The sequence below is a fragment of the Psychroserpens sp. BH13MA-6 genome (assembly GCF_052983595.1).
On sequence record NZ_JBRJGE010000006.1, the window covers coordinates 18,160 to 34,965 of the forward strand.

A 16,806-nucleotide genomic window follows, 5' to 3' on the forward strand; every position below is an offset into this window, starting at 1 on the left:
TGAATATAGGTATCTTTTGCAGACAGCATAAAGGCTTTGTGCTTTTAATTTTCTTCAAAATATCAGACAAAAAATGTCAAAAACAAAAACAAGAATATCCACAGTATATCTACAAAATGCCAAAAGGTTGCAGAGAGTTCTAGACCTAGCATTTCGGTTGCTGTGTATTTTTGTTTAAAATGATTATAAATTACTATCAAAAGCGACAAGAGTCCCGCCACCACATGCAAGATATGCACAAAGGCTATAATATAAATAAAACTCATGGTCACATTTGATGTTTCTCCTGTAAAATAATACCCTGACTCGACTATTTCTTTAAAGCCTTGAAACTGACTTATAATAAACCAAATTCCCAATCCAAAAGTCACCAACAACATCGCTGTTGTTAATCCTCGATTATTAGCTTTTAATGCTCTTTTAGCAATTATAAAAGTCACACTACTAGCAACAATAATGATACAACTCATTAAGAACGCATCAGGCATTTCAAAGTTTTGCAACCAGTCTTCTCGTTTTCTACTTACCAAAACTGCACTCGTTAATCCAGCAAATGACATAATCAAGGAGATAATTCCAAACCACAACATCATGTGTTTGGCTCTTTTGTTCTTTTCCTCTAATGTACCTTCAGTTAAATCCATTTATCTTAAAAATTTATCTATAACATATACGATTTGCAACAATGTGATATAAGTAACACTCGACAACATCAGTTGCTTCGCTGCTTTCGATGTTCGCTTTTTAAACAATTCAAACGCATAATAAAGCATGAACAAACCAAGGGCAAACACAATAATTGCTGCCACTATTGATAGTTTCAAATCTCCAGTAACCCCAATTACCGGAATAATTGATATTATAATGGTCCAAATGGTATACATAATAGTCTGAACTGCTGTTCCTTTATCACGCTTTCTCGTTGGCAACATGTAAAATCCACCTTTTTCATAATCTTCAAACAAAAACCATCCGATGGCCCAGAAGTGTGGGAATTGCCAGAAAAACTGTAACGCGAACAAGGTACCTGGTTCAATGCCAAAATCATTCCTTGCTGCCACCCAGCCTAACATGAACGGAATAGCTCCTGGAATAGCGCCTACAAAAACAGCTAAAGGTGTTTTAGTTTTTAGAGGCGTATAAACACAGGTATATAGAAATATGGAAATTGCACCATACATAGCAGTTCTTTCATTGATAATGTAGAGAACCGTAATACCGAGTATCGTAAAAATTGTTGCAATAATAAATGCCGATCGCACGCTCATTCTACCACCAGGTACAGGGCGATTTTTAGTACGATCCATCAAAGCGTCTAAATCTTTTTCAATAATCTGATTGAATGCATTGGAAGCACCAACCATAAAATAACCACCGAAGGCCAATAAAATTAAAATGTAAATATCGACGTGAACAGCTCCGAGCAGATATCCTGCCAATGCTGAAAACACGACACTTACAGATAGTCTTATCTTAGTAATTTCCTTAAAATCGGAAATCATGGAGGCCTTTGGAACAGATGTATTTGCCGTACTCAATGTACATGATTTTGTTGCGACTGCAAAGATACTCTGAAAAATGCGTTTGGGCAATTCTAATAAGAAATAAATATCAAGGCTTAGGATTCTGTCAAAACTCAGAAATCATTATACCAATTGAATAAATCGGTTCTGATACCCAAAGTAAACCATGTCGTATTTGATTTTAAAACAGCAGGCGTTTCTGCTTGAGGATTAAAATTCCTGAAGGTGATATTTGTAAATAAGCGCAAATTGGTAACAGGGTTCACAATGTAGCCTCCTTGCAAATCTGCTTGGAATACATTTGTTGTATTTCCTTGACCAACTGTAATTCCCGTACTCGCATTTCTATCGTTTTCAGTGCGAAAGATATTTCCGCCATAATTTAAGTTGTCAGTGCCATCGTTAAAATCGAAACCTCGCTTTCCAAAGATGAATTTAGCATCTGCAAACCAGCGCTTATAAGTATAGCGTCCTATCATAATCGCCTCACTGAAATTAGCACCCCAAAGATGCGCCATAGGCTGATTGTTATGAGCATAATTAAGGACGATGGAATTATGGGAATAAGTGAACGGACGCACTCTATTATACTCCAATTGCAACATTAAGTTATCTACTTTAAAGGCATCATAGTATTTCATTCCAATTTGATAGCCGAATTTGTTCTTCCAACTTTTATTTCCTCCAGTAATATCATTAATTGAAAATTCATCTAAAATGAACTGACCATAAATATTCACTTTATTATTCCATTTATATTTCGCTGAAGCACCCAAGATAGCATTCCCTGCGTCTGGTCCTGTAGCGAACTCAATAGCTCTATAAAAAATAACTGGATTTAAATAATTGATGTCGAAACCTCTGTCGTTAGAATTAATCCACATAACCGATTCAAAAAGTCCTACATTTAATCGTTTAGAGACATTCCAACTCAAGTAATGATTCGCGATATATTTGGTAAGAAACGCACCGTCAACGGTCACCTCAGGACGCACATCTCTGAGCCACATCCATGTATTGGTATATTTAATTTTCCAGAATTTCGTATTTAGTTTCAAGTATGGATATGGACTCGCCACATCACTTTGCAATAATGAACGGTAACCATCACCAATAAAATTCTTTCCATGACCAAATTGGACATTCAAAAATTTTGCTGGCGTATAAGATAAATAGCCTTCAGCAACTGGATAATCATAAGCATTCTTTTTGAATCGTTTTGCAATACCACGACCTGGAACAATTGCAGGATCGGGTCCGAACGCCTTTAAAGATTCCGCATAAGCATTGAAATATTGTGCGAATCGACCTTGACTTTCATACACTGAAGCCGAATAATTAAATTTAGTTCCGAAGCCACCTTGTATATATATGCCTCGAGTATTATTAAAAGTAGAATTGAAATCTGCTTCAGTATCCTTACCCACTTGAAGATCGAAAGCAGGATCTACCGTAAACCAATAATCCTTTCCTTGAACTTCAACCAAATGTTCATTCCATAATTTCCTTTGCCACCAGCCATCACTTTCTTTAACAAGCGCTTCCTTTTCTGCTTTAAAATCATAATAATCGGCCACCTCATCATACATAAAAGGTTTCGCTGCTGTATGACTATTGGTACCAAGACCATTCATGGCTTGACCAAAACGCGCATAATAATTGTGCGTAAACGGAATATTTAATTGGCTACTATACTCCAATTGCTCATATTTGACAATGTTCTTGTCTACATTATCATATTCTTCACTAACATCGGCATTTAAGTCAGTGACAGAAGACATGTCTAAAACATCCTTTTTTTGACTTTCCAATGTGATTTCAGCAGGATTCACTAACGGAATTTTAATTCCTAAGGAATACTGGAAATATGTAGGCTTACCGTTATAAGTCCCAGGAGTAACTTTCGGTAATGCTTCAAAAACGCGATGCGTCTCTGTTTTTAACTCATCATAAACGGCATCAATGTAAAGCACTGAAATAGCTCCCGATTTATCCACTTCAAAAAGTACTTTAACCTCTCCGTTGTAAGTATCGTCCAAAGCGATTTGAGGGACTTTAAAAGTATTATAAATATGGGTGTTTATTTGATTGTTAAAACAAGACTTTAAACTTTCTATGGGTTGCGATTCACAACCTGGATAAATTGGAGACTTTTCAAAATTAGACGTCTCTTGTGCAGTAACGGAACCAAGAACAAACAAGAGTATCAGTAAGCAGCATTTCTTCATATAGCAAAGGCAACATTAATTGCCGAAAGATACTATTTTTTTCAAAATGCGCACGACATAAAAGACGGTCACAAACGAATTGCGACCGTCTTAGGAAATTTCATGTCAACCTCTTATTATTTTACTTGGAATACAATCGGTAAATTGTAAATAACGGAAACGGGTTTGTGCTGTTGTAAACCTGGTTTCATTTGTGGAATTTTATTGGTCACACGCTTAGCCTCTCTTTCAAGACTTGGGTGTGGTGCTCTAGAAAGGATTTCAACGATCTCTCCTTTTTCATTAATTTTAAATTGCACATTAATTTTTTGTCTTCCACTCAAGCCTAGTTCACTTGCAAGATCTGTATCAAACTTTCTTTGTATTAACTTACCTATTTTTTCATTCATACACTTAATGCGCCCTGCATTACTTTTTTCATCTTCGCATCCTGGGTAAATTGGGACAATTTCCACCTCTCCTAAGTTAAATGGTTTTTTTAAGTCATCATCTTCAGGTGCTTTTGGCGTGTCAACTACAGAAGGTTTCACAGGGTCGGACACTGGTGTTGGTGTAGGCACCAAATCAACTGGTGGAATTACCACATCATCTTTAACGATTTTTATTTTTGGCGTGATAACTTGTTGGCGTACTCGTTTTACAGGTTCTACCTTTGGTGCCTCTGGTTCCACGACAAAAGTAGGCATGACGAATGTGTTGTTTTCAGGCTCTAATGGTTTCAGTGTGGCATCCGCCAATTGTTTTGTTTCGAATTGCATTTCGAACATGCCGTAGGTCGCCAACAAACAAAGAATTAAACCAATTTGAAAATACAACGAGGAGTTTTTTTGTAAATTTGCATCATGCTTTTGTGATTTTTGCACTGATTTATTGCTCTGACCAGCAATATCGTGCGATTTTTTAAAATCTTTCATAATATTTAATTTTTAATGTTAATATTATGATAAAATCACAATAAGCATACCAAAGTAAAAATCCCATCTAATTATTTAGATGGGATTTTGAAATTATTTTGGATATGTCTTGATGTTTAATCCTGCACTTGGAATAAAATAGGTAAAGAATATGGCACTGTCACAGCCTTACCTCTTTGTTTTCCTGGTTTCATCTTTGGCAATAAGTTAATAACTCGTTTCGCCTCTTTCTCCAAACCTGGATGTGGCGCTCTTGCCTGAACACCTATAATATTACCAGTTTTATCTATTTTAAAGATAACGTTAATACGTTGTCTTCCTGATAAACCTAAATCACCTGCTAAATCCGTATTAAACTTTCTGTTCACAAATTTGCTGATTTTATCAGACATACATTGCTTTTTAGCATTATTACCTTTTTCATTTTCACAGCCTGGGAAAATTGGTACATTTTCAATAACGGAAAATGGAACTTCAATATCTTCTTCCACTTCTTCTACCTCAATTTCTTCAACTTCAACAATTTCCTCTTCTTGATCCGTTTCGGTAGACTCGATAACCGTTTCTTCAATCTCTTTTTCATCTTCCACGATTTCAATTTCCTCCGGTACTACTGGTGGTGGAGGTGGTGGAGGTGGTGGCACTAATTCCTGCTGTGTGATTGGAATTTCTTCTTCATCCAATGCATCTAAATCTAATTGCCCAATATCTATCGCACTCTTATCATAGGACTTGTAATTAATCGTCAAATAAGTGAGCGTTAACATGAGGGCAAGACCAACAGCGAAATAGAGAGAACTATTCCTACTGACATCTGCTTTCGTACTTTTCTTAGGTTCCATGTGCTTAAAAGGTTTTTCTGAATGCTAAATTAACCAAATATTTGTTAAATAAGCAAGCTATTAATTTATTTTAACTTTAGTTTATTGCTAAACTTAATAGCAATAATTGCCAAGATCACACCAAATGTATTTGCCATCGCATCATAAAAATCCAATGTTCTGTAAGATGTGAGTATGTATTGTAATACCTCAATAATAATGCCATAAATAATGACAATTACACCTGTTTTAAGCAAGACATGACTGATTTGCTGCTTATTGAGATAGTTAAACAAGAGTATCGTCAATATAAAATAGGCTATGACATGATAAATTTTATCGTCAAAGTTTGATCCCAAATCAGGAACGCGCCCGATATTAATTAAGCTGGCAATTGTAAGTGTTATTGTGTAAAAAATAACAATGGGCAGTGCCCATTTTTTAAGCAACAATAAGAGCTTTATAATCATCTGCGGACAAAAGATTGTCTATTTCTGATGCATCAGAAAATTTGATTTTTATCATCCAACCGTCACCATAAGGATCTGTATTTACCTTTTCAGGTTCATCTTCAAGACTCTCATTGAATTCAATAATTTCACCAGAAAGTGGTAAAAACAAATCAGAAACAGTCTTTACCGCCTCTACAGTTCCGAAGATCTCTTCTACATCTAAAGTTTCATCGACGGTTTCAACTTCTACATAAACGATATCTCCTAATTCGCCTTGTGCAAAATCTGTAATGCCAACGGTAGCTGTGTCACCTTCTATTTTAACCCATTCGTGGTCTTTGGTGTATTTTAAATCTGATGGTATATTCATCTTGTAAACTAAAAATTAATGTGTTCTTGCAAATGTAATTTTTTTCGACTTTAATTACTATTTAATTGCCAAAATTGTATCGCAATGTAAACCCAGATCTAATGGTTGTTTGTGGGAAAGCCGTAGAGATTTCGTATTCTGAGAACGTGTAGTCAAAGTAAAAAATCGCCGTTAAGTTTTTTGTAAAAGCATAATCTGCCGTGTATTTCAATCCCCAAATAGTCTGACCCTGTGTAATTTGATTATTATCAATATCAAGATACCTAATAATGGTTTTATTATTCCTAACGGAAACATCGGCTTTCATGTTTAAATCACTTTTTATAACCTGTTTCGGACCCGCTAATTTGGATCTAATTCTTAAATCTTTAATTCGATAACCTAAGCCTAAGATATATTCTTTCCCCTGGATTTCTGTTAAAAGGTTATTGTCAAAACTCAGTGATAAAATTCTGTCTTTACGCATTTCAGCAAGTATTTTTACAGAATTTTTCATTTCAAAATCTAAGCGAAATAACGGACTAAATTGTTCCTCCAAATTGATATTACTGAAAACAGTTCGGCTCTTTAAATTACCAGATTGATCTAGCACATCTGGGTTTTGGTTTTCGTAAGGTTGACCTGGCTGTAATAACGTTGGATCTAAATCCAGATTTGTTCTAAATTGATTGATGGTGTATGACGAACGATAGCCATGCGTAATGGAGAAACGCTTGAAGTTTTTCTTAAACCATTTCATCTTCATAAAACCGGTGTATTTTAACTGCCAATTTGGAATTGGAATATCCCTAAACGCAGATAAACTAATTTTATCTGGATTAGCGCCTTGATAAGCTGCTAAAAAGGCTGGTAATAATACTGCTTGACTATTTTTTCCAAAACCAAGTGGATAGCCTTCACCATCAACAGCAAAGTTGTTGTTTCCATAATAGTTTCTTGCTAAACGTCTTGCCACTAATAATCGATTCGATCTAAAATCATCGAAAGCCGCTGATTGATTTTCGTCACTCGGACTAAAAGCTGTTTTAATTAATGCGGTTGAAATATTAAAGTTTCCGAAGGAATTCGTAATCAGTCTATTGTACTCATCACTAAATCCATCGCCATTGGTATCTGTGGTATTAAAGTTCTGTGTCAAATTTTCTGAATAAACACGACCTCCAGTTAAATCGATATTAAGATCTTTGATTAATTCAACATCAGCAGACAGGTCTAAGACTTTGTTCGTTGTTTCGCTATACTGCTGGTTAAAATTAGGAAACACTGTTAACCAACCGTTTCTTGCTGCCAGATCTCGTATATCCCTCTGGCTTCCGAAGGTATATCCCAAGGTAGGTTTGAAGGTCCCAATAAAACCAGGCGTTTTTAAATAACCAGGTAAATACGATCCATTGTTTTCTGTATAATTAATTTGAACACGCTTCACACTCGTTAATAAGTCGATAGCACCATTTAAAATTTTGTTCCCACCACTCTTGGTATTTTGAGCATTGTTTCTACCCGCATTCTCATTCGGTTTTCCATCTTTACCAAGGCCAGCTGGTGTCGCTGTTCTACTACCTCTTCCCACCCGTTTTTTGGTGAGGCCTACGTACTTGTAGAGCGTCTCCATATTAAACGTCGTGTTGATGTTATGAGTGTTCGCGTTCTGTATACTATTTCCGAGATTATAAGATGTAAACGTGCCATCTTCATTTTCAATCGGTAGGTTATTATTTAAATCAGATCCTTTTTGCCACTGAAAATCGCCTGTGTAAGAGTAGGTTGCTCTCATAAAACTCAACGTAGGAATCTTATACAACGGAATTTCATAGTTGACCTGTAACTGTTGGTTTTGAATATTAGGATCTCCTAAATCGAAGAATCCATCCCATACATCTAAATTAGGGTCTTGGCGTCCATTGAGCACGTCATCCACAAAATAATTCCTGACAATATTGGTATTGGCAGCTGTAAAATTCAAGCTCAATGCCTTGGTCAAATTGTAGTTAATCGCGTATTGCGTGTTAAAATTATAATTTCTTCGGAATAATTCTTCTAAACCAATATTGTCGCCTGTTAAATCAACTTCCCTAAATTTTTGTTTATTGAATTGTCGTATGATATCTGTATTTACCGAAAAACTTGTAGGAATCGGATTAAAGTTGAAATCTTTGAGAATTTTAAAGTACTTGCTTTTAAATAAAGAATCATTTTTCTTAAAAGGTTCGATAGATTTTGGTTCAAAACTATAGTTGTAATTAACACCAGCTCTAATATTTTGAGTCAATGAACGTTCAATTTCAAAATCCCGACGTTCTTCCTTATTATAGGAATAATTAAATGTCAAGTTTTCCACATCATAGAAACGTGGTTTTTTATCGGTCGTCCGATTCTTTCTCACTCCGATAAAATTGATGCTTTTCCGCTTGGTATAATTTTCATTGACGTTCAAAATAGAATCCTGATTCGTGTTATTATCCAATTGGGTCTGCAATTTGATATCCCTGTAGAACTCATCGTACTCTGGCGTAATAATTTGTTCACCAACCGCATAGTTAAATGGTAATTGTATGCCCCATTTTTTAGGTAATAATTGTCCAAGGTTCAAGTTAGTAACCACATCGTATTGTTCCACATCCTCTCGACTACGTTCATTTGGACGTTGTTCAACAGAACCAAATCCAATGGTACTCTTTCTTCCCGTTGCACTCACATTAGCAAAATCAGCAAAATTCGCATCCATTGCAGCAACAGCGGCCCAGCCACCTTCATTATCCAAATCTGATAAACGCAATTCATTAAACCAGACTTCACCACAAACATTCATCCCATTATTTCCTGGGTTTTTAAGTCCAACCATCAATACTCTCACGTCTCCAAAGTTGGGATTTCCTTTAATAGCAACACGTTGTTGCCCAAGGGTATGTGGATCAAATTCTGACACTGGTGTTAATTCACCATTGATGAGATCATAAAATGTCGGATCTATATTGGCTAAAGTTCCTTCGCTGATCCCGATGGACTTTATTTGCTCAAGCACACTCAATTCAATATTTATTTCATTGTCTTCCGGCCACACATCACTTGCGGCTGCAAACCCAGTTGAGACCCTCAGCGGTACTTCTATCTGATAATAGTTTTGAGTAAAGTCGTTACCCATTCTGATGAAACCTACCAATTCGCCATCTCCTAAAGTACCCGTTTCTCCTTCTTGAGCATGGATAAACATTCGCAGTTTATTATACTGACGCATGTCTACATTAATATTTTTAAAAACACCTCTAGAATCTTCGGGTTCTAATTCACACACCTCAACTTGAAGCGACTGTTCATTTTGACGAATGATATTATTGTTATTGTTCAATTGCTCAAGCACCACACCTGGAGGCAATACGTAATTCCCATCATTTTGTTGTAATCCAACTACACCCACACTAAATTCCGTATTATCACCATCATTATTTGGCTCATCATCTAGTGCTAACTTATAACGTCTCCAATCACTTCTCACCAAATCAAGAGTCGCGAAACGCAACACTGTAAATTCCGTAAAATCTTCTAAGAACATACGTGCGAAACGAACAGATCTAATATCTGAAATCCCACCAATGGCGGTTCTACTTGGCCCATCACCGATAGGAATTCTAAACTGATACCAAGTCACATCTCTACTTTGACCATTTGGGAGGGTTACCGTACGCGGTTTAACATCGTTAATTAGTGGGTTGGCTTCATTTAGAGAAGCAGGTGTGATATCTATTTCATATTGAAAATAGCTATCGATAGTATTCATAGTGTTATCCCTATTGATATCTTCTATATCAGGTTGCGGTGTGGAACCACGATTGGTATCTGTAAAGACATCAGGAGAGTTTCCTTCAAGTCCATTATACTTTTTATAACGTTCAAAAATATTACCTTCTGTATTTAGGTAATATGTATAATTATCATTTGCTGGATCTTCAAGTCCTGCGTAAGCATTGTAGAACGGTTGTAGTGCAGGATTATCAGAAGACGTTTCTTCAGAATCATCATAACCATCATAACCTACATCCTGATTGGCACGTTGATCTCCACCAGTTGAAAAGGTATATATTAAAGATTGGTTATTTGGCACAACCGTACCATAAGAAGTTTCAGATAAAGCACTTATATCACCGTCTTCAGGAAGCCCATTTTCATATTGCTTCTTTCCATCTTTTATAATATCTTCAGAAATATTTCCAAGGTTAAAAAACAATTTACCACCTTGGTTAGATCCATCTTCGTCATCTAGAAATGGATCTTGAATCCAAAATTCGATGTATTCTACGTTGGCCTGTTCAAAATCAGTAGATGTAATTTGTCTTGTGATTCCGGCCCAACTGTTTTGAGGGTTCGTTAATGTTCCTGTGGCAATATCGATACCTGTGGTCTGGAAATTATATGGTCCTCTTTCTGTTGGATAGTAAGCTAAATCTAAGGTATTAATAACGGTTGATTGTCCTTGGGCGATATCTAATTCTGGGAATACCTCATCTATAAAGACGCGTCTTGTATACAAATTTGAAACATCCTCATCACTAATATCACCAGGTCGTTGGCTACTATAAAAAATAGGATCGATAGAGTACCAATTGAGAAAAGCGCGATCAAAACCGTTTTGAATACCAGGTCCATTTACTGGATCTGTCTCTTGCGCACCATTAATTGTTCGAGGTCTACTCGATAAGAACCAGGCTTGTGGCGACAATAAATCAATAGCTCCTTGAGTGCCTTCAAAATCATCGACGTAAGCCGTGGCTTCATTGTTGAAATCAGTTCCTTTCGGAGCTCCTGGTGCTAAATACGCAAATTCACCTCTCACGGATAAGTTAGAAGGTGCATCCGTATCTATATTAGGTAGCTTGTTCACCAAACGTGTAAAGAAAGGTACTTCAGTAGAATAGTTCCCATTAAAACCGAAAATCGTATTATTAATCGGCTCGGTATTATAATTGGCTTTTTGTGTGATAGGACGTTCACTTAAATTTAAAACGGTAGCTCCTAACACAAAGTTTTCATTGAATTGATGTTCCACATTGACACCTGTAAAACGTCTGGTTTGTTGCCCAAAAACAGCATTGTTTTCTACAGAAACATTGATAGGAATATTTGAAGATTTCAAGGCTTCATCGATAATATAAACGCGTCCAATCTGATAATTTACCGTATAATCTTGACCTTCCACCAATTGTCGACCACCAGCGGTAACTACTACCGAACCTCTCGGCACATTAAAGGCTCCAAGAGGAATCCCATCACCACCAGAGGATTTATAGCGTCCTTTTATTTGAAATTTATTCTTTTCAGCTTCGTCTAAAGCGGCTGTTTTTGTTTGTTTATACAAGATATCGTAGACATACTTTTCTTGGTTAGCATTGTCATAGGTATCTTGTTCGTATTGTGCGTCATTATTAGCACTACCATCCGTATCGAGGATATCAAATAAATAACGCCCGAAAGGTTCCACTTTTGTGAAGATGATTTTTCCGTTCTCTGTTAATACGGTTTGGCCTTGTACAAAATCAAAAAAGCCATCACCACCAGCTTGAGGGTCATTATTAAAATTTAATCTATCCAAATGAAATAATCGGATCAAAGGTGTGTCTATAATCTCACCGTCATCGGTGGTATCAAATGGCGAGTTATTATCAAATACAGGAAAAGGCGTCCCTTCCACCGGAGAAATATAATTCAAAGGTGAGGCTTCTGTATAAAAAATATTCAGTTTAAAATCTTCTTGATCCAATTGAAACGCACCTGTATCGTAGATGTTTTTCATCATCAAATCCCATATAGGTTCATTCACATCCGTAATAGGACTCTTCAACATTTTAACCACAAGACTCTGCGTTGACCCAACAGCAACCACAAAGCTATCATTAATTCCATCACCATTGACATCAGGTCCATTGTCTATAAGACCATCGCCATCAACGTCGGAATCAGTTTGATCATTAATCCCATCACCATCTGTATCCGTGCCGTTATCAGCGACACCATCGCCATTGACATCCACATCTGCCACATTCGGAATACCATCACCATCATTATCATCATTAGTAGCAGTAGAATTCACTCCGCCATTGGCGAATTCACCAACTTGATAGACTTCACCTCCAACGGTATACTGAAAAGCAACTGCCACAATTTCATCGTTTAACAAACGTTGATTTAAGGATATGTAACCTAACTGGGTATTGAGTTTGTAATCTCTACCTTCCTCTAATTTTTTAGCATTCTCGAGTTTACCAAAATCAAATCCTTCATTGGCTGGGGTTAAGATACCTTGTTCAGCCGTTGTAATATCACGCACACTGGGTGACAAGAAGGAGCCTGCATTACCAATATTGGTTGGGTCAAAAGCATTGTTTCCATTGTCTGGCAAAGGCGAACCATCTGCAACATTAATAAATCCTGCAGGTGGTGGATCTCCAGGAGCGCCTAGTCCGATACGTTCAAATTCACCCAAATCTTGGAGTGCTACAATATTTCTAACATTTTCAGTTTGGTTACTTCTGTTGGTCACCCAAACTTCAATTCTGGTGATTTGAATATTATTATTTATAAATGGATAGCGAAGCATCGCTTCATCATAAGTATCTCTAAAATATTGTGCTAAGAAGTAGTGTCTATTCTCATCATAATCACGTATAAAAAACTCAAATTCTTCTAGGGTTCCACCGCCTTGAGCCACCACCGATTGCGATTGTGATTGTTGTTCAGAGAAAATAGCTGTGACTCTTGTTTTTCCAAACTGCAACTCTGTTTTAACACCAAATAAACTTTGAGCACCTGTTATAAGCGAGCTATTTAAAGGCATACTGACGTTACCAACTTCGATTTTTCTTACAATATCATCTTCCGTTGGTGTGTATTCAAGCTTTACTAAATTTTGAAAATCAAATGTAGATTCCGTATCGTAATTAGCCGTTACTTGTAAACGTGTTCCTACTTTCCCCAATAAGCTCAAACTGATACGTTGATCAAAATCAAATGTAAAATTACTGCGATTTCTCGGTGAGAATGTAGGATTGTCTTGTTTTGTAAATAGGACACCTAAATCCATTTCAACGGAACCTTGAGGAATTACTTCAATGGTATTTCCTCCAAAAAGTGTTTCGAAAAACCCAGAGTTCACATAAAATTCAGGGAGAAGGTTTCTTTGTTCATCTTCAGTTCCATCCTTTTTACCTTCCGCTGCATCCACTTTTTGCTTGTAATACATGCGTTGTTGCTCTAAAAGCACTAACCTTTGGTATTCTTCAGGCGTTAGAATGATGGGATAATTAATATTAAAGTTGCCTACCGTCTCTGTATAAATATAACGATCTGTGATAGGATCATACGTATATTTAGAAACGATACTTTGTGGATTAGGTATATTGATTCTTCCTAATGAAAAACCGGTTTTAGTCGAATCTTGTGTTGTTGGGTTAGTCGTCTGAGCAAAACTTATGTTACTGACCAATACCAGAACAAGGATAAATAAAAAGCGAGTTGAAGATTTTGATATCGTAAAGTTAGTTGTGATCAAGTTTTATAATTTTTTTAAAGCTTCTTTAATAATGAATTCTGGAGTTGCATCAGGTTGAAGTGATACAATTTTATCCACAACGCGTTCGGACTGCTTTTTAGCAAATCCTAAAACTTCTAAAGCAGATAACGCTTCATCTTTATTCGTATTGTTTTTATTAACAGAAACTTCATCAATATCGTATACTTTCAGAATTTTATCCTTTAAATCTAATATGACACGAGCGGCCGTTTTTGCTCCAATACCTTTTATAGACTGAATCAAAGCCACATCTCCATGTGCGATACCTTCTTTGACTTCTTGTGGTGACAACGAAGATAACATGGTTCTGGCTGTATTGGCACCGATGCCACTAACCGATAATAAAAGTTTGAAAATTTCACGTTCGGCAATCGAAGAGAAGCCATAAAGCGTATGGGAATCCTCTCGGACAATTAAATGTGAGTATAATTTGAGTGCTTCACTATCTGGAATCTGAGAAAATGTATGAAGTGATATATTAAGAAGATAACCAACACCATTGCAATCAATAACCACATCTGTTGGATTCTTTTCTACCAATTTACCTTGAATATGCGTAATCATTTACTCACTTTGGTTAAAAACTCAAATGTAATAAAATTATTTACATTTCAAAGGTGATTATTTAGCTAAAGCATCACGCTTATTGGCGTCTCTTTTTTCTTTTTGTTGTGCATCAATAACAGCTATAGCCGTCATATTTACAATTTCATCAACACTCGCATCCAATTGGAGAATGTGTACAGGTTTTTTCATACCCATCATGATGGGTCCAATAGAATCTGCTTTATTGAGCTCTTTCAGTAACTTATACGTAATATTAGCCGATTCCAAATTTGGAAATATAAGGGTGTTCACTTTCCGTCCTGCTAGCTTTGAAAACGGAAAAATATCTTGAAGCATTTCCTTATTGAGCGCAAAATCTGTTTGCAATTCACCATCCACAACTAAATCGGGATGACGTTTATGTAAATAGTCTACGGCCTCTCTTACTTTGATCGCTGTTTGATTTTTGGAAGACCCAAAATTTGAATAAGAGATCATGGCCATGACTGGTTCCATTCCAAACATTTTGACCACACCAGCTGTCATCTGAGCAATTCGTGTTAAATCATTTGCTGATGGATTGATATTGATAGATGTATCACTCAAGAACATGGGTCCGCGTTGCGTCATCATCACATTGGTTGTAGCCACTCTTGTTGATCCTGGAGCTAAACCGATTAACTCAAGCATAGGTTTTACGACCGATGGGTAACTTCTAGAATACCCAGAGACCAAGGCATCGGCATCTCCCAAATTGACCATCATCGCAGCAAAATAATTACGCTCACGCATAATTTTTTCAGCAGAGTATAAAGTAACACCTTTACGTTTTCTTTGATCCCAATACACTTTAGCATACTTGTTTTTACGCTCTTCCTCCTCATCAGATTTTGGATCAATAATTTCGACCTCGGCTTCAAATTCAATTTCTTCCATCAGGTTCAAAATCACGTCTCTTCTACCAAGGAGAATAGGCACTGCAATTCCTTCGTCATAAACAATCTGAGCCGCCTTCAACACATCTAATTGATCTGCTTCAGCAAATACGACACGTTTTGGATTTAATTTTGCTCTATTGAGAAGGAGTCTTACAATTTTGTTATCAGAGCCTAATCGCTCCAACAACTCATCACGGTATTTATCCCAATCTTCAATAGGCTCTTTAGCCACACCACTTTCCATCGCTGCTTTCGCTACAGCTGGAGGGACTTCAGCAATTAACCTTGGATCAAAAGGCTTTGGAATAATATAGTCTCTACCAAACGTAAGTCGTGTTTCTCCATAAGCGATGTTCACTTGTTCAGGCACTGGTTCTTTTGCCAATTTTGCCAAGGCATGAACAGCTGCCATTTTCATGGCCTCATTTATTTTGGTAGAACGCACATCTAAGGCGCCTCTAAATATAAAAGGGAACCCTAACACATTATTAACTTGATTTGGATGATCACTACGTCCTGTTGCCATGATAATGTCTTTTCTGGTAGCAATAGCGACATCATAAGGAATTTCTGGATCTGGATTAGCCATAGCAAAGACGATCGGATTCACAGCCATAGATTCCAACATCTTCGGGTTGACTATATCAGCCATAGATAAACCGATAAATACATCGGCATCGTTCATAGCTTCTTCTAAAGTGTCTATTTTACGATCAGTGGCAAATTCAGCTTTTTCGGTAGTGAGGTTCTCTCGATCCTTGCGAATAACTCCCTTACTATCTAACATGACCATATTTTCTCTTTTAGCGCCACAGGCTTGGTAGAGTCGTGAACATGAAATAGCGGCAGCACCTGCGCCACTAATAACAATCTTTACCTCATCAATCTTTTTTTCAGCAAGTTCTAAAGCGTTTAATAAAGCGGCTGCAGAAATAATCGCTGTTCCATGTTGGTCGTCATGCATCACCGGAATATCTAACTCTTCTTTAAGACGACGTTCAATTTCAAAAGCTTCAGGCGCTTTGATATCTTCTAAATTAATACCACCGAAAGTTGGTGCTATATTTTTGACGGTTTCAATAAACGTATCAATATCTTCCGTATCCACTTCAATATCAAATACATCGATATCTGCAAAAATCTTAAACAACAAGCCTTTACCTTCCATCACAGGTTTTGACGCCTCAGGACCAATATTTCCCAGACCTAAAACAGCGGTTCCGTTTGAAATAACGGCCACAAGATTTCCTTTAGCTGTGTATTTATAAGCATTGTTTTTATCCTTTTCAATTTCCAAACAAGGCTCAGCCACACCAGGTGAATACGCTAATGACAAATCTCTTTGCGTCGCATATTTTTTTGTGGGTACTACTTGTATTTTTCCAGGCGTTGGTTTGGCGTGATAAACTAAGGCTTCTCGACGTTTGCTTTGCTTACTCATAAACAGATTTTA

10 protein-coding genes are annotated in these 16,806 nt (G+C 36.8%); all 10 read right to left on the reverse strand.

Features of this window, described 5'->3' with window-relative positions:
- Positions 1-62: 62 nt before the first annotated feature.
- Positions 63-644 carry a cytochrome c oxidase subunit 3 gene (locus tag ACU8DI_RS12390; RefSeq protein ID WP_447113100.1) on the reverse strand — a complete coding sequence of 194 codons (582 nt, stop codon included), beginning with the start codon at positions 642-644 and terminating at the stop codon, positions 63-65.
- A complete protein-coding gene (gene cyoE / locus ACU8DI_RS12395; RefSeq protein ID WP_447113247.1) occupies positions 645-1,502 on the reverse strand; it encodes a heme o synthase in 858 nt (285 codons plus the stop codon). It lies immediately after the preceding gene.
- A gap of 134 nt (positions 1,503-1,636) precedes the next feature.
- Positions 1,637-3,751: a gliding motility protein RemB gene (locus ACU8DI_RS12400; RefSeq protein ID WP_447113101.1), complete on the reverse strand. Its 2,115-nt coding sequence runs from the start codon at positions 3,749-3,751 to the stop codon at positions 1,637-1,639.
- A 116-nt stretch (positions 3,752-3,867) separates the two neighbouring features.
- Complete coding sequence (locus ACU8DI_RS12405; protein WP_447113102.1) at positions 3,868-4,665, reverse strand: energy transducer TonB; 798 nt, start codon at positions 4,663-4,665, stop codon at positions 3,868-3,870.
- A 116-nt stretch (positions 4,666-4,781) separates the two neighbouring features.
- Complete coding sequence (locus tag ACU8DI_RS12410) at positions 4,782-5,507, reverse strand: energy transducer TonB (protein ID WP_447113103.1); 726 nt, start codon at positions 5,505-5,507, stop codon at positions 4,782-4,784.
- A gap of 65 nt (positions 5,508-5,572) precedes the next feature.
- Positions 5,573-5,956: a VanZ family protein gene (locus ACU8DI_RS12415; RefSeq protein ID WP_447113104.1), complete on the reverse strand. Its 384-nt coding sequence runs from the start codon at positions 5,954-5,956 to the stop codon at positions 5,573-5,575.
- Positions 5,928-6,308, reverse strand: a complete 381-nt coding sequence (gene gcvH, locus ACU8DI_RS12420) for a glycine cleavage system protein GcvH (RefSeq protein WP_447113105.1) — start codon at positions 6,306-6,308, stop codon at positions 5,928-5,930. Before gcvH ends, ACU8DI_RS12415 begins: the two co-directional genes overlap by 29 nt.
- A 61-nt stretch (positions 6,309-6,369) precedes the next feature.
- Positions 6,370-13,848, reverse strand: coding sequence for a T9SS outer membrane translocon Sov/SprA (sov, locus tag ACU8DI_RS12425; protein WP_447113106.1), 7,479 nt, complete (start codon positions 13,846-13,848; stop codon positions 6,370-6,372).
- 3 nt (positions 13,849-13,851) lie between these two features.
- Entirely contained in the window at positions 13,852-14,433 is a 582-nt protein-coding gene (gene ruvA, locus ACU8DI_RS12430; RefSeq protein ID WP_447113107.1) for a Holliday junction branch migration protein RuvA, read from the reverse strand.
- A 57-nt stretch (positions 14,434-14,490) separates the two neighbouring features.
- A complete protein-coding gene (locus tag ACU8DI_RS12435; RefSeq protein ID WP_447113108.1) occupies positions 14,491-16,794 on the reverse strand; it encodes an NADP-dependent malic enzyme in 2,304 nt (767 codons plus the stop codon).
- Between the last annotated feature and the right edge of the window lie 12 nt (positions 16,795-16,806).

Bases quoted from the DNA above. Each gene is read 5' to 3' on its own strand.
- ACU8DI_RS12390 (WP_447113100.1), bottom strand. From the start codon at position 644: ATGGATTTAACTGAAGGTACATTAGAGGAAAAGAACAAAAGAGCCAAA.
- ruvA (WP_447113107.1), bottom strand. From the start codon at position 14,433: ATGATTACGCATATTCAAGGTAAATTGGTAGAAAAGAATCCAACAGAT.
- ACU8DI_RS12435 (WP_447113108.1), bottom strand. From the start codon at position 16,794: ATGAGTAAGCAAAGCAAACGTCGAGAAGCCTTAGTTTATCACGCCAAA.
- ACU8DI_RS12410 (WP_447113103.1), bottom strand. From the start codon at position 5,507: ATGGAACCTAAGAAAAGTACGAAAGCAGATGTCAGTAGGAATAGTTCT.
- cyoE (WP_447113247.1), bottom strand. From the start codon at position 1,502: ATGATTTCCGATTTTAAGGAAATTACTAAGATAAGACTATCTGTAAGT.
- ACU8DI_RS12405 (WP_447113102.1), bottom strand. From the start codon at position 4,665: ATGAAAGATTTTAAAAAATCGCACGATATTGCTGGTCAGAGCAATAAA.
- ACU8DI_RS12400 (WP_447113101.1), bottom strand. From the start codon at position 3,751: ATGAAGAAATGCTGCTTACTGATACTCTTGTTTGTTCTTGGTTCCGTT.
- gcvH (WP_447113105.1), bottom strand. From the start codon at position 6,308: ATGAATATACCATCAGATTTAAAATACACCAAAGACCACGAATGGGTT.
- ACU8DI_RS12415 (WP_447113104.1), bottom strand. From the start codon at position 5,956: ATGATTATAAAGCTCTTATTGTTGCTTAAAAAATGGGCACTGCCCATT.